Annotated in this window: 26 protein-coding genes; 22 read left to right on the top strand and 4 right to left on the bottom strand. The window is 45.5% G+C overall.

All coding sequences use genetic code 11. From position 1 onward, the window contains the following. Positions 1-24: 24 nt before the first annotated feature. On the bottom strand, positions 25-1,563 hold the full coding sequence (locus ACYVUT_RS10155; RefSeq protein WP_484501999.1) for an O-antigen ligase family protein: 1,539 nt from the start codon (positions 1,561-1,563) through the stop codon (positions 25-27). Between the two features lie 63 nt (positions 1,564-1,626). Further along, complete coding sequence (locus ACYVUT_RS10150; protein WP_439774941.1) at positions 1,627-1,962, bottom strand: hypothetical protein; 336 nt, start codon at positions 1,960-1,962, stop codon at positions 1,627-1,629. A 90-nt stretch (positions 1,963-2,052) separates the two neighbouring features. Between ACYVUT_RS10150 and ACYVUT_RS10145 the strand changes: the two genes are divergently transcribed. From ACYVUT_RS10145 to ACYVUT_RS10120, 6 genes are all read left to right on the top strand, one after another. Beyond that, positions 2,053-2,595 (top strand): guanylate kinase, encoded by a 543-nt coding sequence (locus tag ACYVUT_RS10145; RefSeq protein WP_484501998.1) that lies wholly within the window; start codon positions 2,053-2,055, stop codon positions 2,593-2,595. Between the two features lie 107 nt (positions 2,596-2,702). Beyond that, a complete protein-coding gene (locus ACYVUT_RS10140; protein WP_439774943.1) occupies positions 2,703-3,188 on the top strand; it encodes a C40 family peptidase in 486 nt (161 codons plus the stop codon). Between the two features lie 282 nt (positions 3,189-3,470). Next, positions 3,471-4,517, top strand: coding sequence for a 2-hydroxyacid dehydrogenase (locus tag ACYVUT_RS10135; RefSeq protein ID WP_484500793.1), 1,047 nt, complete (start codon positions 3,471-3,473; stop codon positions 4,515-4,517). Between the two features lie 169 nt (positions 4,518-4,686). After that, the gene (locus tag ACYVUT_RS10130; protein ID WP_484500792.1) at positions 4,687-5,160 is read left to right on the top strand and encodes a C40 family peptidase; all 474 of its coding nucleotides are present in this window, start codon (positions 4,687-4,689) and stop codon (positions 5,158-5,160) included. Between the two features lie 188 nt (positions 5,161-5,348). After that, a complete protein-coding gene (locus ACYVUT_RS10125; RefSeq protein WP_484501997.1) occupies positions 5,349-6,131 on the top strand; it encodes a C40 family peptidase in 783 nt (260 codons plus the stop codon). A 152-nt stretch (positions 6,132-6,283) separates the two neighbouring features. After that, positions 6,284-6,997, top strand: coding sequence for a C40 family peptidase (locus ACYVUT_RS10120; protein ID WP_439774947.1), 714 nt, complete (start codon positions 6,284-6,286; stop codon positions 6,995-6,997). Between the two features lie 415 nt (positions 6,998-7,412). Here the strand turns inward: ACYVUT_RS10120 and ACYVUT_RS10115 are convergent, their stop codons facing one another. Then, the gene (locus tag ACYVUT_RS10115; protein ID WP_439774948.1) at positions 7,413-7,616 is read right to left on the bottom strand and encodes a hypothetical protein; all 204 of its coding nucleotides are present in this window, start codon (positions 7,614-7,616) and stop codon (positions 7,413-7,415) included. A gap of 451 nt (positions 7,617-8,067) precedes the next feature. On the opposite strand from ACYVUT_RS10115, the gene ACYVUT_RS10110 reads away from it, so the two are divergent. Both ACYVUT_RS10110 and ACYVUT_RS10105 read left to right on the top strand, forming a co-directional pair. After that, positions 8,068-8,826, top strand: a complete 759-nt coding sequence (locus tag ACYVUT_RS10110) for a C40 family peptidase (protein ID WP_439774949.1) — start codon at positions 8,068-8,070, stop codon at positions 8,824-8,826. Positions 8,827-8,871: 45 nt separating this feature from the next. Beyond that, positions 8,872-9,663 carry a C40 family peptidase gene (locus ACYVUT_RS10105; protein ID WP_484500788.1) on the top strand — a complete coding sequence of 264 codons (792 nt, stop codon included), beginning with the start codon at positions 8,872-8,874 and terminating at the stop codon, positions 9,661-9,663. 48 nt (positions 9,664-9,711) lie between these two features. On the opposite strand, the gene hflX is transcribed toward ACYVUT_RS10105, so the two are convergent. Further along, positions 9,712-10,992, bottom strand: coding sequence for a GTPase HflX (gene hflX, locus ACYVUT_RS10100; RefSeq protein WP_484501996.1), 1,281 nt, complete (start codon positions 10,990-10,992; stop codon positions 9,712-9,714). Positions 10,993-11,321: 329 nt separating this feature from the next. On the opposite strand from hflX, the gene ACYVUT_RS10095 reads away from it, so the two are divergent. The 14 genes from ACYVUT_RS10095 to ACYVUT_RS10030 all read left to right on the top strand — a co-directional run bounded on the left by ACYVUT_RS10095 (position 11,322) and on the right by ACYVUT_RS10030 (position 24,859). After that, positions 11,322-12,368, top strand: coding sequence for an LCP family protein (locus ACYVUT_RS10095; RefSeq protein ID WP_484500786.1), 1,047 nt, complete (start codon positions 11,322-11,324; stop codon positions 12,366-12,368). Then, complete coding sequence (locus ACYVUT_RS10090) at positions 12,368-13,255, top strand: YveK family protein (RefSeq protein ID WP_484500785.1); 888 nt, start codon at positions 12,368-12,370, stop codon at positions 13,253-13,255. The genes ACYVUT_RS10095 and ACYVUT_RS10090 overlap by 1 nt, the downstream gene beginning before the upstream one ends. A 10-nt stretch (positions 13,256-13,265) precedes the next feature. Then, the gene (locus ACYVUT_RS10085) at positions 13,266-14,039 is read left to right on the top strand and encodes a CpsD/CapB family tyrosine-protein kinase (protein WP_484500784.1); all 774 of its coding nucleotides are present in this window, start codon (positions 13,266-13,268) and stop codon (positions 14,037-14,039) included. A gap of 3 nt (positions 14,040-14,042) precedes the next feature. After that, positions 14,043-14,819, top strand: coding sequence for a tyrosine-protein phosphatase (locus tag ACYVUT_RS10080; RefSeq protein ID WP_484498884.1), 777 nt, complete (start codon positions 14,043-14,045; stop codon positions 14,817-14,819). Positions 14,820-14,849: 30 nt separating this feature from the next. Then, positions 14,850-15,518, top strand: coding sequence for a sugar transferase (locus tag ACYVUT_RS10075; protein ID WP_484501995.1), 669 nt, complete (start codon positions 14,850-14,852; stop codon positions 15,516-15,518). A gap of 156 nt (positions 15,519-15,674) precedes the next feature. Continuing rightward, on the top strand, positions 15,675-15,950 hold the full coding sequence (locus ACYVUT_RS10070; protein ID WP_484501994.1) for a serine O-acetyltransferase: 276 nt from the start codon (positions 15,675-15,677) through the stop codon (positions 15,948-15,950). A gap of 308 nt (positions 15,951-16,258) precedes the next feature. Continuing rightward, entirely contained in the window at positions 16,259-17,368 is a 1,110-nt protein-coding gene (locus ACYVUT_RS10065; protein ID WP_484501993.1) for a glycosyltransferase family 4 protein, read from the top strand. A 28-nt stretch (positions 17,369-17,396) separates the two neighbouring features. Further along, positions 17,397-18,122 carry a CDP-alcohol phosphatidyltransferase family protein gene (locus ACYVUT_RS10060; protein ID WP_484501992.1) on the top strand — a complete coding sequence of 242 codons (726 nt, stop codon included), beginning with the start codon at positions 17,397-17,399 and terminating at the stop codon, positions 18,120-18,122. Between the two features lie 7 nt (positions 18,123-18,129). Beyond that, on the top strand, positions 18,130-19,158 hold the full coding sequence (locus ACYVUT_RS10055; RefSeq protein WP_484501991.1) for a glycosyltransferase: 1,029 nt from the start codon (positions 18,130-18,132) through the stop codon (positions 19,156-19,158). Positions 19,159-19,174: 16 nt separating this feature from the next. Continuing rightward, positions 19,175-19,903 (top strand): IspD/TarI family cytidylyltransferase, encoded by a 729-nt coding sequence (locus tag ACYVUT_RS10050; protein WP_484501990.1) that lies wholly within the window; start codon positions 19,175-19,177, stop codon positions 19,901-19,903. 2 nt (positions 19,904-19,905) lie between these two features. After that, positions 19,906-20,973, top strand: a complete 1,068-nt coding sequence (locus ACYVUT_RS10045; RefSeq protein ID WP_484501989.1) for an NAD-dependent epimerase/dehydratase family protein — start codon at positions 19,906-19,908, stop codon at positions 20,971-20,973. Positions 20,974-21,017: 44 nt separating this feature from the next. Beyond that, the gene (locus tag ACYVUT_RS10040) at positions 21,018-22,277 is read left to right on the top strand and encodes a hypothetical protein (protein ID WP_484501988.1); all 1,260 of its coding nucleotides are present in this window, start codon (positions 21,018-21,020) and stop codon (positions 22,275-22,277) included. Positions 22,278-22,313: 36 nt separating this feature from the next. Further along, a complete protein-coding gene (glf, locus tag ACYVUT_RS10035) occupies positions 22,314-23,429 on the top strand; it encodes a UDP-galactopyranose mutase (protein ID WP_484501987.1) in 1,116 nt (371 codons plus the stop codon). 2 nt (positions 23,430-23,431) lie between these two features. Beyond that, positions 23,432-24,859, top strand: a complete 1,428-nt coding sequence (locus tag ACYVUT_RS10030) for a flippase (protein ID WP_484501986.1) — start codon at positions 23,432-23,434, stop codon at positions 24,857-24,859. Positions 24,860-24,936: the final 77 nt, after the last annotated feature.

Genomic DNA, 24,936 nt, shown 5'->3' with positions numbered 1-24,936 from the left:
ACGATTTTTTATTTTGGTTTGCTATTACTTTTTCTTAAATCTGACTATCCGGAGTCCTGTGCTTCGGCCTTTTTCTTCTTTGATGTAAGCCAGAAGACCGCCGTCGAGGAAGGCGAGCAGCAGGTTAGAGGTCGGGAAGTCCAGGACATTGCCGGACATGTAGCTGGCCCCCAGCAGTAGCGCGCTGGCGAGCAAGAGGCTGGTTAAATAGAAGGTCCGGCAGGCTTTTTCCTTCAGCCACGCAAAAGCCCCGTAAAGAATGATGGCAGGATAGGCGATTAGGTAAAGGAAGGCGCCAATGATCCCCAAGGAGTAGTACTGGGCCGTAAAGTCCCGCTCCAGGTTGAAGATGTTGGTCTGCCGCATATAACCGATCCCCAGCCACTTGTCCAAAGGATCGTTGTCGTACTTGACCACCTGCTTAAGCATGGCTTCTTCGACCTTGCGGTTGGCTAAACGGACGCTGGCCGGCTCTTTAAGCAAGTCGATCCAGAACTGCGGGTCGTACTTATATGGGTAGGACTTAGTGATGAAGCGTTTGTTTAAGGCGTACTTCTGGTAATATTTGGCCAAAAAGTCCTGCTCAAACTCCTTCAGCTTGTCCGGGTCATTCTTGTACTTGGCCAGGCCCGCCTTTAAGATCGCGTTTTCCTTGTCGATCTTGGAGTCGTGGCTGTTTGCCCAGTAGATCTCGTACTTGTAGCGCTGGACAGCCGGGGAGACCTGCCAGCAGACCCCGGTGATCCCGGCTAAGGCCAAGAGGGTGACCAGGCCGCCTTTTGAAAACTTGACGTTTTTTAAGAAAAGCAGATGGACCAGCCAGGCGATCAAGCTGACGGCCAGGGTCCCGGCTAAGCCGTAGAGAGCTACCTTGGTGCCGACTTCCAGCATGGCCAAAGTCTGGCTGAGGGCCAAAAGGGCGGTTTTCCAGGAGAAGCGCTCAAGCAGCAGGTAGAAGACGACCGGGGCCAGCATCAAGAGGATGGCGCTCAAGGTATTGGTAAAGTAGAAGAAACCCTTGGAGGCGCTGTGGGAGTAGCCGTAAAGCGGCCCCATGAACCAGGTGAAGATGTTGCCGGAGATCACCCCGGTTTCGTAGGACTTCAAAGAGACCACGAAGAGGTTGCTCAAGACGATGGTGCCGGTGAAGAGGCCGCTGACCCAGGCGAAGGCTTTTAACAAGAAGTCCTGGCTGATTTCCAAGTTTTTAGTCACCCAGATCAAGGCCAGGGGCAGGAGCATTCTGAAGAGGTAAAAAATCTCCCCGAAATTCGAGTAGCCATAGTCGTTCGGGCTGAGGCTCTTAAAGTTCTGCATGTGCCAGAGGTGGAAGATCCCGTAGAGGACTAAAATAGCCAGGTAGGCCCAGAGCCAGGCCGGGGGCAATTTCTTTTGCCCCCAGACAAGGAGGCCAACCAGGACGACTACTCCGGCGATCCGGATGATGGTCGGGATAGTGAAGGGCAGGATGGTGGCCAATTTCCCCCGGTAGAAGAAGTCCAAATCCAGGAAGGGCTGGAGGAGGATGAACCAGTAGAGCAGGCTTTTAGTTTTTTCTTTCATGTTGTCAACTCGCTTTCTCTACTATCTTAACAAAAAACTCCGCGGGATAACCGCGGAGTTCTCTTACTTGCTCTTCTTGGCCGGAGCCTTCTTTTCCTTTTTGTCCTTATCCTTGTCGTCAGCCTTCATGGTCGGGGCCACCTTTTCGATGGTAATGTTGTTGGTGGAGAGGGCCTTGGCCTTCTTGGCTGACCGGGCCGGCTTCATGTTCTTGAAGTTGACGACCAGCTTGTAGTTGAGGTCGCTGACGGCAGTAGCGTCAACGTCGTCAAAGGAAGTGATGGCCAGGAGGGCGGAGTTTTCATAGATCTTTTCCACCGTGCCTTGGAACTGCTTCTTCAGTTCTTCTTCTGACTTGGCGTTAACGACGGCACCTAATTCAACATCGGCTTTCTTCATGGCAATCTCCTTAATTCTCAAACGGTTAAAATTTCAACTAGGCTATGATATAGTATAGAGCGAAAAAATTCAAGTTAGGAGACTCTCTTTTTGGTTAAAAAAATTATCTTGATCGCCGGTCCCAGCGGGGCTGGCAAGACAACCATATCTGAATACCTGGCTGACCGCTACCAGATCCCCCGGGTGATTACCCACACCACCCGGCCAAGGCGGCCTGGGGAAAGCGAGTCAGCTTACTACTTTGAAGACGATGCCTCTTTTGCCAAGCTGCACTTTTTTGAACATGTCAAATACGGGGACTACCAGTACGGGTCCAGTAAAGAAGGGCTGGAAAGAGCCTGGGCAAAAAGCGACCTGGTCAGCTTGATCGTGGACATCGAGGGGGCCAGGTCCTACATAAAGGCCTTAGGTGACCAGGTTTACTTCCTTTATGTGACCTGCAGCCTGGATACTTTGGCTAAAAGAATGGCTGACAGAGGCGATTCAAGTGACCAGATCAAGAAGCGGCTGGCCGGCAGCGAACTTAACGAACTGCCGGCAGACCTGGAAAATCGCGCCCATGTCCTGGTCAACGACGACCTGGAAGCGACCTATGCCAGCTTGGCTTCCTTGGTCAAAAAGTTACAAGATTAAGCTTTTTCTCATAAACTGTAAAAAAGGCGTGACCTTTTTGAAACAGAATTGAAATATTTCTCCTGTAAGATGTTAAACATCAAGTTAAGAAAAGGAAGTAAATCATTTTGAAGTTCAAGAAGTCATTAGCCAAAGTTTTAGCAGCCGTATCCCTGGCCTTCGCCGGTTTCGCTGTAGTCAACACTGTAAATACTCAAAACAGCACCGTGCAAGCTGCTTCTAAGACCACCAAGCGCAACAAGGTCGTATCCCTGGCCAAGAAGGAAGTCGGCAAGAGCTACGTTTACGGGGCAACCGGTCCTAACTCCTTTGACTGCTCCGGCTTGACTAGTTACGTTTACAGCCATGCTATCGGCAAGTACATCACCCGGACCACCTACACCCAGGTTCGCCAAGGCAAGACGGTTGCCGTTTCAACTGCCAGCCTGCAAAAGGGCGACCTGCTCTTCTGGGGTTCCAAGAGCTCCCCATACCACGTAGGGATTTACATCGGCAACGGCCAATACGTTCACGCCGCTACTCCAAGCCAGGGCGTGCGTAAGCAATACCTGAGCTCCTACTTCTGGCCATCAACTGCCAAGCGGATCATCTAATTAGCAAACTTCAAAATGATCAAATCAGCGTCCTTGAGGCACCCGCCTCAGGGGCGTTTTTCTTTGCCTTTTTTCTGCTAGATTAAAAAGAAAAGTTGGACTTTTAAGGGAAGAATTTACGGAAAGCAAAGTCTGTCAGCCCTTACCTGCCTTAAGGAGGCGGGAGAAAATTAAATAGTTAAGAAGTTAAGCTAAGGGCTTGTAAATGAGAAATGAATTAAATAAAATAGGGGCAATTATTGAAACAAGTAAAGTGAAGTCCTAGAAAAGAAGGTATTCAAGATGAGAATTGCATGTTACGGCGTTAGGCCGCTTGAAAGAAGTTATTTTGAAAAACTGAACAAGTACGACTACGACTTGAAGCTCATTCCTGAATACTTGAACCGGGAAAATGTCACGCAAGCTGCTGACTGCGACGCTGTTCTGGTCCGGGGCAACTGCCTCTGTGACCGGACCAACCTGCAGCAGTTCAAGGACTACGGGATCTCCTGGGTCTTCACCCGGTCAGTCGGCGTGGACCACTTTGATTTGGAAGCTGCTAAAGACCTGGGGATCTCCGTTGCCCGTGTGCCAAACTATTCCCCATATGCGGTAGCCAACCTGGCCTTTACCCTGGGCTTGACCCTGTCAAGACACGTTGGTGAAGCTGCCCATCATGTCCATGAACAGGACTTTGGGATGCACCCGGACTACTTCGCTACGGAATTCAACCGTTTGAAGGTTGGCATCTACGGGGCCGGCAAGATCGGGGCGGTAGAAGGCAAGATGTGGCAGGCTCTGGGCGCTGAAGTTTATGCCTATGACCCATTCCCATCCGACTTTGCTAAGCAGTATTGCACTTTTGTCACAGAAGACGAACTGCTGGCAACTTGTGACATCGTTTCTGTTCACGTGCCATACTTCCCAGGCAAGAACGACAAGCTGATGAACGCCGAATTCGTCGCTAAGATGAAGGAAGGGGCGGTTTTGGTCAACACGGCCCGGGGCGAACTGGCTGATGAAGCCGCTATTGCCGCTGCTGTCTCCAGCAACCACCTGTCTGGCTACGGCGCTGACGTGGTTTCCAATGAAAAGAAGATCATGGGCCACAACTTCGCCTCTGAAAGCGACGTGCCGGACTCAGAAGTTCAGTCCTTGATGGACCTTTACCCGCGGGTGCTTTTGACTCCGCACATGGGCTCCTTTACTGAACCAGCCCTGGAAGACATGATCTCCTTGTCCTTTAACAATTTCCACAACATGGCCACTGAGGGGGCAGTTGATGCCCGCAATGAAGTCGTGGCCGCGCCTGAAAGCTCCTCAGCTGCTTCTGAGAAGCTGCGGGCTTAATAAATTAAGGTTCTGGCTCTTGGCCAGGGCCTTTTTTTACGGAAAAATTGCCGGATGTTAAAAAACTGCAAAGGCTTATTAAAGAAACTGCAAACGGTCTGTAAATTTCCTGTAACACTCATCGGCTATGATATAAGCATCGAGAAAAGAGAAAGAGAGTTACAACGTAATGAAGCAGTTTAAGCAGATCTTAGCAAAATTAACCTTAGCCCTGGCCCTGGTTGTTCCTGTCGCAATCCAAGCAAACAGCCACCAAGCCCAGGCAGCCAGTGTGACGACCAAGCGGAACAAGGTCGTCTCCTTGGCCAAGAAGCAAGTTGGCAAGCGCTACGTATACGGCGCTACCGGCCCTTACAGCTTTGACTGCTCAGGCTTGACCCAGTACGTTTTCAAGAAGGCGATCAAGAAGTCCATCAGCCGGACCACCTACACCCAGGTAAAGAAGGGCAAGACCATCAAGGTTTCAACTGCCAAGCTGAAGAAGGGCGACCTGCTCTTCTGGGGCTCCAAGTCATCTCCATACCACGTTGGGATTTACGTGGGCGGCGGCCAGTACGTGCACGCGGCTACTCCAAGCCAAGGGGTCCGCAAGCAGTACCTGAGCTCCTACTTCTGGCCATCAACGGCCAAGCGGGTCATCTAAATTACCATTACCTGCTAAAATTACGATAACAACGATAAAAAAGAAGGTCGGCGAGGCAAAAATCGCTGGCCTTTTTAAATTGGACTTAATTTTAACAGTCTAGTATTCTTTTTGTAACATTCCTGTAACATTGGTAACCTATTATAGAACTTGCGTAAAAAATCGGAATAGAAAAGGATATCAAAGTTTTGAAGTTCAAGAGTTTATTAGTCAAAGTTTTAATGGCCCTGGCCCTGGTTGCTCCTGTAGCAGCTACTGCCCAAGCTCCGGCAGCCCAGGCAGCCACTGTTAAGGCTGTCAACAAGCAAGTCGTGATCAACTACGTGGCCGGCTACAGCGTTAAGGCCTGGAAGAATTACAAGGTCAAGACCGGCGCGGCCAATGATACTGGCATCAGCTTCAAGCACGGGACCACTTTGACGGTAATCGGCGAAGTCAAGTACAAGAAGCAAACCTGGTACAAGATCGCTGACAACGAATGGGTTCTGGCTTCTTACACTTTGAGTCCTGAAGCCTGGGCAAAGAAGGCAGCTGCTGCCAAGAAGGCCGCTGCCAAGGCAGCTAAGAAGGCTGCGGCGGCTAAGAAGTTGTCCAAGAGCAAGAAGGCTAAGGAAAACAAGGTTGTTGCCTTGGCCAAGGCGCAAGTGGGCAAGCCTTACGTTTGGGGCGCAACTGGTCCTTACAGCTTTGACTGCTCCGGCTTGACCAGCTATGTTTACAGCCACGCTCTGGGCAAGTACATTACCCGGACCACTTACACCCAAGTGCACCAAGGCAAGACGGTTGCTGTTTCTACTGCAACTTTGAAGAAGGGGGACCTGCTTTTCTGGGGTTCCAAGTCTTCCCCATACCACGTCGGGATTTACGTGGGCGGCGGCAAGTTTGTTCACGCGGCTACTCCAAGCCAGGGCGTGATCAAGCAGAGCCTGAGCTACTACTTCTGGCCATCAACTGCCAAGCGCTTGATTTAATTGAGAAATATCCTTTATATGGGACGCCAGCTGGCGTCCTTTTTCTTTTGCCTGGCGATTAAAAAACAACTGTATTTTTTCTGTAACCTTTCTGTAACACAACTTGCTTAAACTAGAAAAAGCGAATTCAATTTAGGAGCGGAAAAAGAAAGATGAAACGGAAATTCAGTTTAGTGCTTTTGTTATTGGCAGCTTGGCTGGGCGGGGCGCAGCCGGCTTACGCGGCAAGTGACAGCCAGGACAGCAATATTACGATCGTGAAGAAGACCATGGTTGCTTACAATAAGGGCAACAAGGTCAACACTTGGAATACTTACGGGACCGGCAAGAAGAATGTTGGCCAGGTTAAGTCCGGCTACAAGTTTACGGCCACGGGTCAAGCCCAGTACAAGGGGCGGACCTGGTACCGGATCAAGAGCAACAAGTGGATTCTGGGCACCAACACGGTGTCTACTAGCAAGTACGCTTCAATCAAGGCAGCCGCGGCTAAGACGGCTAAGCAAAAGAAGGTAGTTGCATTGGCAAACGCGCAAGTCGGCAAGGCTTACGTCTGGGGGGCAACTGGCCCTTACAGTTTTGACTGCTCAGGCTTGACTATGTACGTGTACAAGAAGGCAACTGGCTTGTCATTGCCGCACTACTCAGTCAGCCAGCTCTACTACGGCAAGGCGGTATCAACCAAGAAGTTGGCTAAGGGTGACTTGCTCTTCTTTGGTTCCAAGTCAGCTCCAAGCCACGTCGGGATTTACGTGGGCGGGGGCAAGTTCGTCCACGCCTCCAGCCCGACGGTTGGGGTGATCAAGTCCAAGGTAAGCACGAACCGCTCCAGTGCTTTCTACCCATCCAGCGCGCGGAGAGTAATTTAAGCCGTGTTCTTATCTTGCTATTTTCCTTCAGTCTAAGTAGAATGAACTTGAGCCGGTGACGGCCAATTTTAAAATTATTTAAATCTTTTGATTAGTCGTCGATACGACGGCTTTTTTGATTGCCAGCAACTTTGCTTGCATTTTTCCACTAAACTGCGTAAAATAGGCAATAGAAAAAGGACGAGTGCGGGAACACCCATCCTTTCGTTGATTGAGCCGGTGACGGCCAATTTAAAAGTTTACACGTTTGAATTAGCCGTCGTTACGACGTTTTTTTGTTTGCCGGCAACTTTGCTTGCATTTTTCCGCTAAACTGCGTAAAATAGGCAATAGAAAAAGGACGAGTGCGGGAACACCCATCCTTTCATTGATCGAGCCGGTGACGGCCAATTTTCAATTTAGTTAAATTAAGAAATTAGTCGTCGTTACGACGGCTTTTTTGATTCTTACGCTTCTTGTTCTTCCGGCGCTTCTTCCGGTGAAACTTTCCACGCAGTCCTCGTAGGCTATCAATAAACTTGCAAGCTTTCGCTGACGCAAAAGCACCGGCTTCAAATAGACAGCCAAGGCCTAACAGAAACACGGTAAGCTCGTTTACGATTTCGATCGCATAAACCATTACCGGTGGCTCCTTTCCGTAATGATAGGAAGGAGCCGATGAAAAGATCAAGGGCATCACTCCCTCCGTAGAGGCCGCCACCGTTATGCTCAATCGGGAATATTATAGCACGTGTGTTTGGCAAAAGGCTAGTATTAACTAGCAACTTTGCTTGCTATTTTCTTCCAAACTGCGTAGAATGATTTTGTGCGGTAACACTCAGAATTGAGCCGGTGACGGCCAAGTAAAATATTATTTCAATTTCATTTAGCCGTCATTACGACGGTTTTTTTGTTCCACTAGGACAAGCTACAGCGATTATTCAACACTTGCATATTTCCAGCGGGGAGGGTGACAGCGCCTTCCCCGTTTTTGTAATCATTTTGTAATCATCAGGGGGCTTGCGGGCCAGGGGGGCAAGCGCTTATTATTAATATTAGGTATAAATTTTGCTTCCGCTGGAGGAAAAAATATGGGTAATGCAAGATGGATTAAATTCATGGGCGCGGCGGCGCTCTTTTTCGGGGGACTGGGCCTAGGCGGCCAGCCAGCTAACGCGCAAGTTAAGGGTCACCTTTCCAAGGTCCAGGTAGTCAAGAAGGCTCCGGTTTGGACCAACTACAAGAAGGGCAAGAAGACCCACAAGTACCTTAAGAAGGGTACGGTCAAGCAGGTCAAGGCCTCAGCTACTGACAAGAAGCACAAGGTCTGGCTGAAGGTTGGAAATAAAAAGTGGATTGCCAGCAAGTACACGGTTGTCTTGACGACGACCAAGCAGACTGCATCCAAGACTCCTTCCAACCCGGTCTTAAACACCAATCAATTGACGCAAGCTGCTTCTTCTCAAGCACCCGTTGGTTCATCTTGGCGGCAAAATGCCGTGGTAGCCTTAGCCAAGGCGCAAGTCGGCAAGGCTTATGTCTGGGGTGCGACTGGCCCGACCAGCTTTGACTGCTCCGGCTTAGTCCAATGGGTCTACAAGACCGCGATCGGGCAGACCGTTTCCCGGACTACCTATACCCAGGTTAATGAAGGCGTGGCTGTGCCGGTGTCAACGGCCAGCCTGCAGCCAGGCGACCTCCTCTTCTGGGGGGATGTGGCAGCGCCATATCACGTTGCAATTTACGTGGGCAATGGTCAATATGTTTCCGCCGCTGATGAGCAGCAAGGGGTCATCTTGGCAACCATCAGCAGTTACTTCTGGCCATCAACGGCCCGGCGGATTCTCTAGTTTCCGTGTTAAAATAGAGTTAGCGGTGTAAGGGAGGAAATGAGCATGAAGAAGTCTAATATGATCAAATTTTCTGCTGCAGCGCTGACTTTCTTAGGGATCTCAGCGACAGGGGTCAAGCCGGTCAAGCAGCCGGCCCAGGCCGCCAGCAAGCGGATCAAAGTTATCAGTAAGCAATACGTCACCGTCTGGACCAACTACCAGAAGGGACGGCATGTTGCGACTCATTTAAAGAAGGGCAGCAGCCACTTTGTCTACCAGACGGCAACTGACTCCATGGGCAATCTGTGGTACCGGATTGGCAAGAAGGAATGGGTCATGGCCAAGTACTTTAACCAGGTCAAGTCTGCCAAGAAGGCCGTGAAGGCAAAGAAGGTCAAGAAGACCAAGGCCAAAACCAAGAAAAAGACGGTCAAGAAGGCCCGCAGTGCTGCCAGTCTGGCAGCTTCTTGGTCTGCCCCGATGGGGTCTAAGGCCCGGGCTAAGGCGGTCGTAACCTTAGCCAAGCAGCAGGTTGGCAAGGCTTATGTCAAGGGTTCCAAGGGCCCGAATGCCTTTGACAATGCCAGTTTGGTTGCTTACGTCTACAAGCAGGCAGCTGGCGTCAACACAGGTTCTAGCACTAAGAGCCAGGTCAAGAAGGGGATCGCGGTAGATCCAAGTTCTGGCTTTGCGGAAGGGGACCTGCTCTTTTGGGGTTCCAAGAGCAAGCCATATAATGTAGCTATTTACGTGGGGGACGGGAAGTATGTTACCGCTGCTGGAGACCAGCAAGGGGTCGTACAAGCGAGCCTGTCCACCTACTTCTGGCCTAGTCGGGCAAGAAGAGTCCTATAGTAATAGGAAAGCCAGGCTCTAGAGATAGAGTCTGGCTTTTTACGTGGTCTAAATTTGGTAAGCGGAAAAACGAGCCCGGTCTTGGGGTGACAGGCGGGCAGAAACTTCGATTCCGTCAGCTTGGTAGTCTTCCTTTAATACCCGGGAGTACTGGTGCAGGTAGGCCAGGTCCTTGCCGGCTGTCAGCGGCAGGCGGAGGTCAGTGATCTGGTAATTGCTGAAAAGGCGGGTCGTGATCAGCTTGGCCAGGGCCTGGATTGAAGCTGGGTCAACCGCGCTGTAGAGAAGGTCATTTCCTTCAATCTGCGGGTAGTTCCGGTCAGTCAGGTCAGCCTTGTTGTAGGCGGTGATCATTGGCAGGTCCTTGACCCCGATTTCGTCTAAGACTTCCAGGGTAGTCTTGATCATCTGGTTCATGTTCGGGTCAGCGGCGTCAACGACATTGATCAAGAGGTCAGCGTCCTTGGCTTCCTGCAGGGTCGCTTTGAAGGAGTCGACCAGCTTGTGGGGGAGCTTGGAGACAAAGCCGACTGTGTCGGACAAGATAAAGGAGAAGCCGTCCAGGTCGATCCGGCGCACCGACGTGTCCAAGGTTGCAAAGAGCATGTCCTTGGCCATGACCTGCTTGTCTTCATTGCCAGCCCCGAAGGCCTTGAGCAGGCCATTCATGGTGGTGGACTTGCCGGCGTTGGTGTAGCCGACCAGGGCAACCTTAGGCAGGTGGCTTTGGTTGCGGCGGGCGGCCTTGATCTCTTCCTGGCCCGAGATTTCCTTTAATTCATGCTTGATAGCGGAGATCTGCTTGCCGATGGTTCTCCGGTTCATTTCCAGTTTGGATTCCCCGGCCCCGCGGTTGGCGAAGCCCCCGCCGGTGGAACCGCCGCTGCCGCGCTGCTGGTCAAGGCTGTTTTCAGAAGGGTGGAGGCGGGGCAGTTCATACTGCAGGCGCACCAATTGGACCTGCAGTTTGGCCTGCTTGGTCCGGGCCCGGGAAGAGAAAATTTCCAAGATTAGTTCGGTCCGGTCGATGACGCGGAGTTTGGTCATGTGCTCCAGGTTGCGGATTTGGACTGGGGTAAGTTCATCGTTGACGATGAGGACGGAGGCCCCGAGTCCCTGGGCCAGGTCTTTGATTTCCGTCACCTTGCCCTTGCCCAGGTAGCTGGAGGCGACGATGTTTTCCGCCTTCTGCTGGCTAGAGCCAACGACGGTGAAATTATTGGCCTCTGCTAAATTGGCCAGTTCGGTCATGGAGTAGTCAAAGTTGGGATCGTCAAGGTTGACTCCGGCCAAATAGGCCTTGACTGTATGATTTTGATTGTCGATCATCTATAGCTTCCTTTCTATATTGCAAGACTTAGAATTTGTCCATCTATTTACTATCTATTGTAAAGAAGCTGACGAGAAAAATCGCTGAATTTGCCTAAATTTAGGCAGAGACTGATCAACAAGATAAATGTTAAGAAAATTTGATTCATGGAAATAGATTGGAAACGGTTTAGACCTTTTTTGTGAATGAGATGTGATGTATAATAGGACAATATCATGGATTGTGCTTGGCTTAGTAGCGAAGCTTATCCTACAAGAATAATTAATTTCTTGAAAAGATAGAGATAAAAAATGGGTATGGAATGTAAGGAGAGTAAGAAAAGAGTATTATGACGGAACCTGATCAACAGCATGTTCATCATCATCACCACCATCATCACCATCACCGCCGCCGCAAGCGCCATATCGGCCGCTGGATCGCGGGGATTGTTGGAGTGCTGCTACTTGCAATATTATTAGTAGCTGGTTATGCTTATAAGAATGCTAGGGATGCAGCGACGACGATGTACACGCCGGTCTCGAAGAACACCAAGTCAAACAAGAACCGGTCTAGCTTAGACAAGATCTTGGATGCCAAGAAGCCAGTCAACCTCTTGATTTTGGGGACTGACACCGGGGCTGAAGGCCGGAGCGTGAAGAAATATCACGGTTTGACTGACCTGATGATGTTTATTACGGTCAACCCAAGCAAGAAACAGACGCGGGTAACCACGATTGCCCGGGACTCCAAGGTCAACCTGCCGGACTACCCGGAGGTTTCACCGATCAAGCTGAACAGCGCCTACTCTTTGGGCGGGGTCAGCGAGACGATCAAGACTTTGGACAAGTACTACAGCGTGCCAATTGATGGTTATGTGCTGGTCAACTGGGAAAGCACCATGAGGATCATCACTAAGATGGGTGGGGTGGATGTCATCTCTCCATTGACCTTTGACAATATGGGCTACTCCTTTAAGAAAGGGCAAGCATACCACATTTCCGGCAAGAAGGCCCTAGCCTTTGTCCAGCTCCGCCACGGTGACCCGCGGCAGGACTACGGCCGCCAGGAGCGTGAGCGTCTGGTGATGATGGCTGCAATTAAGAAGAGCGTGTCATATAAGACTATCTTGAACAGCTCATTCATGCAGTCATTGGGTGACAGCCTGCAGACTGACTTGAGTCTGAACGACATGATCAAGTTGGCCATGAATTACCAAGGCGCGACTGACAATGTTAAGTCAGACTACGCTCAAGGGACGAGCAGCAGCGTCAACAATCAAAGATTTGGCAACATGGAAGTTGAAATCATGTCGACTAAGGAAAGACAGCGGATTTCCAACAACATCCGGCAGACTTTAGGAATTAAGAATGTCAACGTTTATAAGGAGGACAACTAGTGAGCGCTGAACAACAGAATAATGAAGAAGTAACCATTGACCTGCGCAGGCTTTTCATCTTGATCAAGAAGCACATCGTCAGCATCTTGATTTGGATGATCGGCCTGGGCTTGATCGCTTATGGGGTTTCAGAATATGTTCTGGTGCCAAAGTACACAGCCAGCACTCAGCTCCTGGTCAATCGTAAGTCAACGGATGCTAATCAAGCTTATGCCAACCAACAAGCTGACGTTAATGCCGTTACCACTTACAAGGACATTATCACTAGTAACGTCATTTTAAAGGGTGCATCCAAGTACCTGGCTAACCCAGTAACCCTGGTTAAGAAGGCTACTCCAGCCAAGAAGGCCGTCTACAAGACCAATGATGATGGGACTAGAACCCTGGTTAAGAAGGCGGTTAAGGCTAAGCCAGCGGTTTACAAGCGGGAAAGCAAGAGCTACTCAGTCTCAGCTAGTGAATTGGCTAGTGCTGTTTCAGTAACCACTACGACTTCTTCTCAGGTCTTCACCTTGTCAGCTACGGCTGAAACTCCAGCCAAGGCACAAGCAATTGCCAATGCGGTTGCCAAGGAATTCAAAGAACAAATTCCAAAGATCATGGACGTTAACAACGTGACTATTGTTGCGGAAGCTTCTAAGGGGACTAAGTCATACCCAAAGGTAAAGATGATTACTGTGGTTGGCGTTTTGGCCGGTTTGGTAATCAGCTTGTTGATCATCATCATCAAGGACTTGTCAGACACGACTGTTCGGGAAGATTCATTCATGACTAACGAACTTGGCTTGACTAACTTGGGTGAGATTTCAAGCATCACGATGCCGAAGGACTGGACCTTTACGGCTAACACGGCTGAAAAGCGCGGCAGTTCAAGAAGACGGGTTTAGGAGGGTTAGCATGGCATTCGGTAGAAAGAAGCATTTAGACAACGAAACGATGAAGAACGGGGCCAAGCTGATTACCCTGGCTAACCCGCAAAGCGTTATTTCTGAACAGTTCAGAAATATCCGGACCAACATCAACTTCATGAACGTTGACAAGGAAGTAAAGACGATTGCCTTTACTTCAGCCATGGCCAGCGCCGGCAAGTCAACGGTCAGCGCTAATGTAGCCATTACCATGGCACAAGCTGGCAAGAAGACGATCTTGATCGACGCGGACTTGCGTCGGCCAACCTTGCACTCCACTTTCAATGTATCCAATAGCAACGGCTTGACGACTCTGTTGACTAGCCGGGCAAAGGAAATGGACGCAAACAGTGTGATTCGGGAAAGCGGCGTAGAGAACCTGTCAATTTTGACGGCAGGTCCGATCCCGCCGAACCCTTCAGAACTTCTGTCTTCCAAGCACATGTTGGATTTGATTGAAGACCTGAAGCAAGAATACGACATGGTTGTAATCGACTTAGCGCCAATTTTGGACGCGGCTGAAACCCAGCAACTGACCAGTTCTCTGGATGGGACGATCTTGGTTGTGCGGCAGGCTAAGTCACAGAAGTCAGCGGTTAAGCGGGCAGTTGAGTTGCTTAAGCTGACTAACTCACCAATCTTGGGTTATGTTATGAACGATGTTGATGCCGATGGGGATGCCGGCTATGGATATGGTTATGGATACGGTTATGGCTACGGTGAAGAAGAGGAGAAGAAGGGCCTCTTCGGCAGAAAGAAGTAGCTCATGCCGGTAGTTGATTTACACTGTCACATCTTGCCAGGAATCGACGATGGTTCGAAATCTTGGGAGGTTTCGCTCAATCTCGCTAGAGCCGCGGTTGCTGATGGCGTAACCCACGCCTTGTGTACTCCACACACATTGAATGGCCGCTACACCAACCATAAACAAGATGTGATCAAGTTGACGGAAGAGTTTCAAGACCGGATTGACCAAGCGGGTATTCCGCTGACGGTCTTTCCAGGACAAGAGGTCAGATTGTCAGGTGGCTTAACTGAAGCCCTTGATAATGATGACATCCTCTTTTGCGATGAAGATGGCCATTATATGCTCTTGGAATTGCCAAGCAATGAAGTGCCACATTACACCAAGAATATGGTGTACGAACTGACCAGAAGAGGAATTACGCCAATCATAGTTCACCCAGAACGGAATAAAGAAATTCTGGCAAATCCGCAGAAATTGCAGGAATTCTTGGAAATGGGAGCTTTGGTACAGATCACTGCCAGCTCATATACCGGCTTGTTTGGCAAAGAAATTGAAGACTGCAGCCGGGAGTTTATCAAGGCTGGACAATGCGCCTTCTTTGCCAGCGATGCTCATGACTTGCCAAGACGGCAATACCAATTGGGTGAGGCGCTAGACAAGTTGGCGAAAGAATTTGGTGAAGAAAAGAAGCAGAAGTACTTGGACAATGCGCAAGCGGTAATCAATGGCGATCCAGTTTACCTAAATTGGCAGCCATTGCCTAAGAAGCGGAAGAAATTCTTAGGACTGTTTTAAAGTAGAAATTTGGATGAAGGAGAGGAAAAAATGGATATGGGATATAGCAGTAGTCCAGCATATGTTAAGCAGTCCAAAGTCAAGGGCCGTCCTCTCTACCATGGGATCAAGCGTCTCTTTGACTTTCTGGCTTCTGCGGTTGCTTTGATTCTGTTGTCGCCGCTTTTTCTGTGGCTGGCGATCAAGATTCATGGCGAAGACGGCGGACCAGTCTTTTACTCACAGATCCGAATTGGCAAAGATGAGAAACCATTTCGGATTTACAAGTTTCGGTCCATGGTGGTCAATGCTGAGAAGCTGAAGAAGGATCTGTTGGAGCAAAATGAAGTCGAAGGGGCCATGTTTAAGATGCATGATGACCCGCGGATCACTAAGATTGGTAAGTTCATCAGAGCACATAGCTTGGATGAATTGCCTCAGCTTTGGAATGTGCTGATTGGGAATATGTCACTGGTTGGGCCCCGGCCGCCGCTGCCAAATGAGGTTGAACAGTATACTGACTATGACAAGCAGAGATTGCTGGTTAAGCCGGGATGCAGTGGACTTTGGCAAGCAACTAGCCGGAATGCGGCTGATTTTGCGGATATGGTGCAGCTCGACATTGAGTACATCAACCGGAGTGGCGTCTTCTTTGATCTGTGGATCATTTTCAAGACAATCGGTGTTATTTTCCATCCGAACGGGATGTATGAAGAGTAAGGAAAGGAGCTGTAAGATGACTGCTTTTTGGAAATTATCTCACTTTTTGTATGAGCATCATTTAAGAATTCTTGCCAGACTTTTCGAATTCTTTAATTACATAATAGGGAGTAATGCAATTTCTGCTAAGGCAAAAATAGGAAAGGGTACAAGTTTTTGCATAGAGGGGTAGGTTGCGTAGTCAATTCCAATGCCACAATTGGTGAAAATTATCAAATATTCCCAAATGTCATGATTCGGGATTCATACAAGGGAGGGGTAACCCAACGCACGGCCCCAAAAATAGGCAATAATGTATTTATTGGTACTGGTGCGATTCTCCTCGGCGAAATCAAAGTAGGAGATGGTGCAGTCATTGGTGCCAATGCTGTTGTGTTAAAAGATGTTAAGCCAGGAACAAGAGTTGTAGGCATTCCAGCAAAAGAAATATAACAACGCAAGTAATCAAAGTACATTTGATTTGTTAACTGATAGAAACGGAGATAATATATTAAGTCGTTGGTTGAGTCTCGTTCACCACTGCCTAACGAAGGAACATATTACTACGATAGCCAGTGGCTAGTATTCAAACTAGAATGTGCAAATTTTCGGCTGGAAACTGACCGAAGCGTAGTTGCTTTTTATAAAAAATAGTAAATACATTCATTGCAGTAGTATTTCCTCTGATCGTAGACTATATTTAGAGCGATTGGTGATATCTATCGTCCAATGAAATGTATTAAAGATGGGAATGAGTAAGTATGGCAATTTGTGTGTTACATATAGCTGAAGCTGCAGGTGGTGTTGAAAGATATCTTCATGGTTTGTTCAAGTACACTGAGCAAGATATTGAAAATATCTTGCTGTGTTCACAGAATTTTGATGAAGACAATTTTAAGCCATATGCGAAAAAGATAATTAAAATCAATATGGCGCATGATATTGCTCCTAAAAAAGATATTCAAGCTGTTGCTTCTATAAGAAGAGTTGTAAAGAAATTTCAGCCAGATATTGTTTACGCTCACTCAAGTAAAGCAGGGGCGTTAGCGAGATTGGCATGTTTATTTAGTAGTGTTCCAGTCATCTATAACCCCCATGGCTGGGCATTTAACATGCGACAATCTAAGAAGAAAAAAGAATTGTATCGAATAATTGAAAGGATACAATCACCTTTTACAAAAAAAATCATCTGTATATCTGAGGCCGAAAAAAGTTCAGCTCTGAATAATAAAATCTGTAATAAAAAGAAGCTTTGTGTCATTAATAACGGGATTGATTTTAGCGAATTTAATAAAGAAAAAATTACAAGAGAGAAATTAAATATTCCTAATTCGAGTTTTGTTGTTGGACAAGTTGGTCGGTTGACGGATCAGAAGTCTCCAGATATTTTTATCAAATCAGCTGCTTTAATTAAAAGGAAAATTCCAAACGCTTTTTTTGTATTAGTGGGCGATGGAGAATTAAGACCAAGGATGGAGAAGTTAATTAAGTCCGAGGGGTTAGAAAAGGACTTTTTAATAACTGGGTGGGTCGATAATTCTACTAGTTACTTAGATGTATTCGATGTTGCGACGCTGTTATCACGTTGGGAAGGTTTTGGATTGGTATTACCAGAATATATGTATAGCAAAATACCGATAGTAGCAACTGAAGTAGATGCGATACCATATATAATAAAAGATGGAGTCAACGGCTTATTAGTGAAACCGAATAACCCTGTAAATGTTGCAACTGCTATTGAACAGATATACTACGATTCAAAGTTAAAAAGTACTTTAGTAGAAAACGGAAGGATGATTGTAGAACAAAAATATGATGTTAGACGGGTTGCGAACGAAACAATCCAGATGTATGAAGAAATAAAGTGCTAGGCCTAATAATAGAATGGAACAATATGAGATGACTATTAAAGAGTTGCATAAAAAAACTTTACCAGAACATAAAAGAAAGTCTGTTAAAATTGATGTTGTCAGTTTCTATATATGGAGACCGATTTGTGATTTATTAACAATTTTATTTTTGAAGACGAAGACTACAGCAAACCAAGTTACTATTGTATCTTTTTACTCATGCTTAATTTCTCTAGCATGTTTTGCATTTATTTCTGGAATGAAAGGTGCATTACTAGGATACTTGTTCTTTTGGATTTGGAATATTGCAGATGGTATAGATGGAAATATTGCAAGATATACTGATTCAGTAAGTAGATCTGGTGATTTGTGGGATGCTGTTGCAGGTTATGCGGCAATGGCAGTATTTTTCATAGGTGCAGGGATCACAGCGGCTGGTGAAAATTCATTAGTAGTTTTGCCATTTACTGGTGCACAGTATGTTGAAATGGGATCCTTTGCGGCGTTATGCATGCTCTTTCCAAGATTGGCTACCCAAAAGAAAGAATCTGTATATGGAAAATCAAAAGTAACAGGTCTGAAAGATAAAGCTAATTTTGGTTTTGTTAAAAAGATAGGATTAAATTTAACATCTATCAACGGGTTAGCAGGTCTGCTTTTTTTGATTTCTATTTTGACAAGAACTTCTAATTTGTTTGTTGTTGTTTATACATTTATCATGTTTGCTTTCGGAATAGTGGCAATGCTATCTGTGATGCAGAATTTGGAAGGTTAGGATTGTAGTGAAATATATAGCTAGTGAGAAGTTTACTGATAGAACAGCCGGTTCAAAAGCAAGAGATGATGTAGAAAAAATCTTACTAGACAAGGGATTTATTAGATTAAGTGTTGATATCCCTAAAAGTAGTGATGGCTTTCTTTCCAAGGTTAGCAATAGTTATCGTGCAGGCATTAAATGGCAGCAAGCGGTTGAACAGCTTAAGGAAAATGATGAAATTGTTATTCAATTTCCATTAGTTAGCCACACTTTAAAATTACGAGCAGTTTTAAAGAAATTAAAAAGAAAACATGTCAAAATAATTTTTGTTGTTCATGATCTTGATATGTTTAGAATTTTAACACTAAAGAGAAAAATAAGGCTTTTCTTCGAAGAGCGTGGGGTATTTGATATTGTAGATAAAGCTATCGTACATAATGAAACTATGAAACAAAAAATGGTCGATATGGGAATTTCGACTAATAAATTGGTTTCGTTAGAGATTTTTGATTATTTGATTGAAAAAGACGAGTATCCTAAAAATATCAGCTATGGAGATACGTTAATTGTTGCAGGTGCACTACCTAAGCATAAAGTTGGATATCTCTATAAAGGGCCCAAAACACCACAGTATAATTTATACGGTGTCGGATATGAAGCTAATTTTCCAAATATGGATTATCATGGTTCATTTCCTCCTAGTGAACTCCCATTTGTTTTAAAGGGAAGCTATGGTCTTATTTGGGATGGTGATTCCTTAGATACTTGCTCCGGAACATATGGCGAGTATTTACGAATCAATAATCCACACAAGACATCATTGTATTTAGCATCGGGCATACCTGTTGTTATTTGGAAAGGAGCAGCTTTAGCAGATTTTGTCTTAAAAAACAACGTTGGGGTTGCCGTGGATTCACTTGTCAATATCAAGGAGATCTTAGATAATATCTCAGAGGAACAGTATGTTCAAATGAAAAAAAATGCAATTGATTTATCGAAAAAACTTCGGTCTGGATATTATACGATTCAAGCAATTAAAAAAGCAGAGGATTGATTAAAGGAGAGTAGCAATGCGAACTGCAGTAGTTTTTGCTGGTGGCGTTGGTAAAAGAATGCATTCGAAAGATGTTCCTAAACAATTTCTGAAATTGCATGACAAGCCAATAATTGTTCATACACTAGAATTGTTTCAAGATAGTCCAGAGATTGATGCTATTATCATTTCGTGTGTGGCAAATTATATTGGTTATATGGGAAAACTAGTAAAAAAATATAATCTCAACAAAGTCCAGCGCATTGTTCCAGGAGGGAAGACTGGTCAAGAGTCTATATATAATGGATTAAGGGCGGCTTCGGAAATTGGGAATGTTGATAAAGACATTGTCTTAATACATGATGGGGTCCGTCCACTGATCACTCAAAGAACAATAAAAGATAATATCGATAGCGTAAAAAAGAATGGATCAGCAATTACATGCGTTAAAGCGAAAGAAACAATATTGCTTGTAGATGAGAAAGAAGCTATTGAAAGTGTACCGAATCGTTCTCAAGCGCGTCTGGCTCGAGCACCGCAAAGCTTCTTCCTAAAAGATATTTTAGCGGCGCATGAAAAAGCAATCTCTGAAGATAAAAAAGACTTTATTGATAGTTGCTCAATGCTTACATATTATGGAAAAAAGCTTTTTCTTGTAGAAGGGCCACAAGAAAATATCAAGATCACCACACCAGATGATTTTTATACGATGCGTGCTTTATTAGATGCTAGAGAAAATGCTCAAATTTATGGATTGGAAGACTAGTTTTGATTAATAATGTTCTATTAAAAGATTTTGAATCCATTTTGGATAGTGAGGTTGATATATATACTTTTAAAAATAAAAGCATATTAATCACAGGTGCAACAGGTTTGATTGGCTCGCTATTAGTAAAATTTTTCATGTATGCCAATGAAAAAATGGATTTGAACCTAAGTATTTACGCACTTATACGTAACCAACAGAAAGCAGATAATATTTATCGCGAATACTTGAGTAATTCTCACCTTAAGTTTGTCAAAGCAAATTTAGGGAAAAACGAATTAACGTTAGAGGAAAATATAGATTACATTATTCATGCAGCGGCTGTAACACAATCAAAAATAATGATTGAAGATCCTGTTGGAACTATTAGAACTGCTGTAAATGGAACTGAAGAAGTATTACGATTTGCTGTAGAACATGGTACTAAATCTATCGTTTATGTTTCATCGATGGAAGTATATGGCCGAGTAGATAAAAAAGAAAAAATTGATGAAAAAGAATTAGGATATGTAGATCTTTCTTCTGTTAGGTCTTGCTATCCTGAAAGCAAGAGATTATGTGAGTTGTTGTGTACTTCTTTCAGCAGTGAATATGGTTTGAATATAAAGATTGCACGTTTGGCGCAAACTTTTGGTGCAGGTGTCCTGCCAAACGAAAATAGAGTTTTTGCTCAATTTGCTCGCAGTGTTATGAAGGGCGAAGACATTGTCTTACATACAGAAGGTAATTCTGAGGGAAACTATGTTTATACGGCAGACGCAATTAAGGCACTGATTTTGTTATTGCTAGAAGGTGAATCTGGTCAAGCTTATAATGTTTCTAATGTTGAAAACCACATGACGATTCGCCAAATGGCCGAAATGGTAATCGAAAAATTTGGTCAAAATGGAGAAAAAGTAGTAATTAATATCCCGAAGGAAAATATGGGATATGCGCCAGATACACATATGTGGCTTGATAACAAGAAACTATGTTCGTTAGGTTGGTCCCCAACAAAAAATATGGAGCAATCTTATATGAGTTTAATCAGTTGGATGGCATCTGTAGAAAAAGACAATGCTGATAGATAAAACGATATAGAACTTGATTATACTATATTTAAGGAATTCGTTCTATGAATAAATACAAAATAGATAGTGTGATTTTAGGAGCTTCTGAGTATATAATTGCTTTTTTGCTTATATATAATGCGAATTCCGAATGGTACTCTGAAGTCGACTTGCTCAACTTGCGCAAGTACGGAATCGCAATGGCTATTATCACTTTATTAATTGATATTATAATATTAGTAATTCAGAAAAAAAAGATATCCAAAAAAATTTCCGCAACTGCACTTGGGCTAGTTCTATATTTTATTTTTTATCTACTTTTTAGTCAGTATACGCAGCAATCGCCAATGATAATATCGGAAATGATGCTAGTGGTATTGTTTACGATATTTTTAGGACTGAGCAGTTATGAGAAAGTTCCGGGGGTTTTTAAAAAGTACAAAAATATAATGGTGCTGATTGCATTGATTACCGTGTTTTTTTGGGTATTCGGAACTCAGCTACATCTACTTGCACCGAATAAAGATGTATTGTCAACTTGGGGTGCTGATACAGGAAATTATAGATCTATTCCAAGTTATTATGGCTTATATTACGAACCACAATTAGTTAGAAATTCAGCAATATTTACTGAAGGGACTATGGCATCACTAAATTTTTCGGTTGCTTTATGTTTCTTAGAAATTGAAAAAAATACCAAATTATATAAAATACAAAAAAATATTTTGGTTATAGCAATTTTATCAACAATTTCTCTTACAGGATATATCTTTTTGGGTGCATATTACTTATATAGTTCTATTGGTAAGCATAAAAAGAATGATATCATTAAATATTTAGTAGTCGTTATCACTTTAGTGGGATTGGCAATATATGTTAATCATGCAATTGAATTAAAAGCACAAAATACATTATCTGTATCTGTTAGAAAAGACGACTATGTTGTTTGCTATAAAGCTTGGAAAGAGCATATTCTTTTTGGATCTGGTTTAGGAAATTCTACAGAAATAAGGAAGTATATGCAAGGATGGAGACTTGATAATAGAGGACTAAGTAATACTATCATGGTCATTTTAGCGGAAGGCGGATTATATGTAGCCACTATGTATCTTTTCCCCTGCATAAAAGGAATTATTTCAAGTAAAAGGAAGCATGATAGTATGAAAATTCTTTTTGGAATCTATTTTGTATATTTATTATTTACTACATATTTTCCATTTACATACCTAGTGCTCTTTGTGCTTGTTTGGATGGGATTAGGTGACTATCAAATGACTGATCATTCTAGGAATTTATCTAGTTATAGACAAACTAGTTCTATTTAGTTTATCTTAATATACTATGTGTTTAGGAGCAAAAGTATGAGCAAGTATTTAGTAGTTGGTGCAGGTCTTTTCGGTGCTGTCTTCGCGCGCGAAGCAGCCAAGCGGGGCCACGAAGTTACGGTGATCGAAAAGCGTGACCACATCGCCGGCAATATCTACACTAAGGAAATCGACGGCATCCAGGTTCACCAGTACGGGGCCCACATTTTCCACACTTCAAACAAGGAAGTCTGGGAATATGTCCAGCAGTTTGCGGAATTCAACCGCTACACCAACAGCCCGGTAGCCAACTACAAGGGCAAGATGTACAACCTGCCTTTCAACATGAACACCTTTACCCAAATGTGGGGCGTCCGGACGCCGCAAGAAGCCATGGACAAGATCAACGAGCAGCGGTCTGAAATGGCGGGCAAGACGCCGCAAAACCTGGAAGAACAGGCTATTTCTTTGATCGGCCGGGACATTTACGAAAAGCTGATCAAGGGCTACACGGAAAAGCAGTGGGGGAGAAAGGCAACTGAACTGCCGGCCTTCATCATCAAGCGGGTGCCAGTTCGTTTGATTTACGACAACAACTACTTCAACGACGACTATCAGGGGATTCCTAAGGGCGGCTACACCAAGCTGGTGGAAAATATGCTCAAGGATGACAAGATCAATGTTGAACTGGACACTGACTTTTTCGCCAAGAAGGACGAGTACCTGCAAAAGTTCGACAAGGTCGTCTACACTGGTCCGATCGATGAATTCTTTGACTATCGCTTGGGTGAACTGGAATACCGGTCTCTCCGTTTTGAAACTGAAGAAAAGAACATCGGCAACTACCAAGGCAACGCGGTGATCAACTACACCGACGCCGAAACGCCATACACCCGGGTGATTGAACACAAGCACTTTGAATTTGGCAAGGGTGACCCGGACAAGACCATCATTACCCGGGAATACCCAGCTGACTGGCACAAGGGTGACGAGCCTTACTACCCGGTCAACAACGACAGAAACAACGACTTGTACGCTCAGTACAAGGAAATGGCTGACAAGGAAGATGCCAAGGTTATCTTCGGCGGCCGCTTGGGCCAGTACAAGTACTACAACATGGACCAGGTCATCGCGGCTGCTTTGGAAGCTGTTAGTGAGGAATTCGGTAAGTAATCGTGCGTGTTGTTAAGAATTACCTTTACAATGTCGGCTACCAGGTTTTAGCCATCATCGTCCCGCTGATCACTTCCTACTATGTCAGCCGGGTGCTGAGCCCGGAAGGGGTTGGGGCTAACGCCTTTACCAACTCCATCATCCAGTACTTCATGCTGCTGGCCAACATCGGGATCGGCTACTACGGAAACCGGGAAATTGCCTACGTCAGAGACAACAAGCAAAAGATGGCGGCGACCTTCTGGGAAATCCAGATCGTTAAGACTGTGATGACGGTTGTTGCCTACCTGTCCTTTGTGGTCTTCATGGCCTTTTATTCCGGCAACAAGACCTACATGTGGGCCCAGTCAATTAACTTGATCGCGGTTGCCTTTGACATTTCCTGGCTCTACCAAGGGCTGGAAGATTTCAAACGAACGGTTTTACGTAACACCTTTGTGAAGATTGTCTCGATGATTGCTATCTTCATTTTCATCAAGAGTCCAAAAGATGTGGCTTTGTATATCGCCGTTCTGGCTTTGTCAACCCTACTTGGAAACTTGACTTTGTGGCCGCATGCCGTTAACAACTATGGTCATGTAGCCCGCGGCACAAAGCTGAACCCTTGGCGGCACTTTGTGCCAACGGTTACCATGTTCGTGCCGCAGATCGCTACCCAGCTATATGTCCAGCTGAACCGGACCATGCTGGGCTTGATGGTCAACGAAAAGGCATCTGGCTTTTACCAGTACTCCGACAACTTGGTCAAATTGATTCTGGCTTTTGTCACAGCGACTGGGACAGTCATGCTGCCGCACGTGGCCAATGCCTTTGCCCAGCACGACATGGAAAAGGTCCACAAGATGCTGTACAAGTCCTTTGACTTCGTATCGGCTCTGGCCTACCCGATGATGTTTGGGATTGCCGGGGTATCACTGACTTTGGCGCCGCTTTACTACAGCTCCAAGTACGCCCCGGTTGGCCCGGCCATGCTGATTGAATCAATCGTTATTTTGATGATCGGCTGGTCCAACGTGATCGGTACCCAGTACCTGCTGCCAGTCAACCGGGTCAAGGACTTTACGACTTCTGTAACGATTGGGGCCGTGGTCAACATTATCATGAACTTCCCACTGATCCACCTTTGGGGTCTGAATGGGGCCATGTGGTCAACGGTTTTGTCAGAAATCTCTGTTACGGCTTACCAGCTTTTCGTGGTCAGAAAGTCACTGGACATTAGAAAGATATTTGCGGGCAGCTGGAAATACCTGCTCTCAGGGATCGTGATGTTTGTCCCGGTCTTCTGGCTGAACACGCACATGAAGGCCAGCTGGCTGTGGATGCTGGTTGAAGTGGCCCTCGGGGTAGTCACGTATTCTCTTATGGTATTATTGCTTAGGGCACCCATCGTAAGTCAAGCGAAATATTTGTTAATGAAGATAAGAAGATAGGCATTTAACACTGCTAAATCCAATCTTGTTTCTATTAGGAACTTAGCTTACAATAGTTTTAGTAGAACGGCTCAGGT

Source organism: Lactobacillus sp. WILCCON 0059 (assembly GCF_057197985.1).
This window is presented reverse-complemented; position numbering and strand designations above follow the sequence as displayed.

Excerpts from the sequence above, each read along its gene's own strand:
- ACYVUT_RS10130 (WP_484500792.1), top strand. The coding sequence starts at position 4,687 with ATGAAGCAGTTTAAGCAGATCTTAGCAAAATTAACCTTAGCCCTGGCC.
- ACYVUT_RS10150 (WP_439774941.1), bottom strand. The coding sequence starts at position 1,962 with ATGAAGAAAGCCGATGTTGAATTAGGTGCCGTCGTTAACGCCAAGTCA.
- hflX (WP_484501996.1), bottom strand. The coding sequence starts at position 10,992 with ATGATCGACAATCAAAATCATACAGTCAAGGCCTATTTGGCCGGAGTC.
- ACYVUT_RS10080 (WP_484498884.1), top strand. The coding sequence starts at position 14,043 with ATGCCGGTAGTTGATTTACACTGTCACATCTTGCCAGGAATCGACGAT.
- ACYVUT_RS10155 (WP_484501999.1), bottom strand. The coding sequence starts at position 1,563 with ATGAAAGAAAAAACTAAAAGCCTGCTCTACTGGTTCATCCTCCTCCAG.
- ACYVUT_RS10065 (WP_484501993.1), top strand. The coding sequence starts at position 16,259 with ATGGCAATTTGTGTGTTACATATAGCTGAAGCTGCAGGTGGTGTTGAA.
- glf (WP_484501987.1), top strand. The coding sequence starts at position 22,314 with ATGAGCAAGTATTTAGTAGTTGGTGCAGGTCTTTTCGGTGCTGTCTTC.
- ACYVUT_RS10110 (WP_439774949.1), top strand. The coding sequence starts at position 8,068 with ATGGGTAATGCAAGATGGATTAAATTCATGGGCGCGGCGGCGCTCTTT.
- ACYVUT_RS10085 (WP_484500784.1), top strand. The coding sequence starts at position 13,266 with ATGGCATTCGGTAGAAAGAAGCATTTAGACAACGAAACGATGAAGAAC.
- ACYVUT_RS10105 (WP_484500788.1), top strand. The coding sequence starts at position 8,872 with ATGAAGAAGTCTAATATGATCAAATTTTCTGCTGCAGCGCTGACTTTC.
- ACYVUT_RS10115 (WP_439774948.1), bottom strand. The coding sequence starts at position 7,616 with ATGGTTTATGCGATCGAAATCGTAAACGAGCTTACCGTGTTTCTGTTA.
- ACYVUT_RS10075 (WP_484501995.1), top strand. The coding sequence starts at position 14,850 with ATGGATATGGGATATAGCAGTAGTCCAGCATATGTTAAGCAGTCCAAA.
- ACYVUT_RS10050 (WP_484501990.1), top strand. The coding sequence starts at position 19,175 with ATGCGAACTGCAGTAGTTTTTGCTGGTGGCGTTGGTAAAAGAATGCAT.
- ACYVUT_RS10060 (WP_484501992.1), top strand. The coding sequence starts at position 17,397 with ATGACTATTAAAGAGTTGCATAAAAAAACTTTACCAGAACATAAAAGA.
- ACYVUT_RS10095 (WP_484500786.1), top strand. The coding sequence starts at position 11,322 with ATGACGGAACCTGATCAACAGCATGTTCATCATCATCACCACCATCAT.
- ACYVUT_RS10120 (WP_439774947.1), top strand. The coding sequence starts at position 6,284 with ATGAAACGGAAATTCAGTTTAGTGCTTTTGTTATTGGCAGCTTGGCTG.
- ACYVUT_RS10135 (WP_484500793.1), top strand. The coding sequence starts at position 3,471 with ATGAGAATTGCATGTTACGGCGTTAGGCCGCTTGAAAGAAGTTATTTT.
- ACYVUT_RS10040 (WP_484501988.1), top strand. The coding sequence starts at position 21,018 with ATGAATAAATACAAAATAGATAGTGTGATTTTAGGAGCTTCTGAGTAT.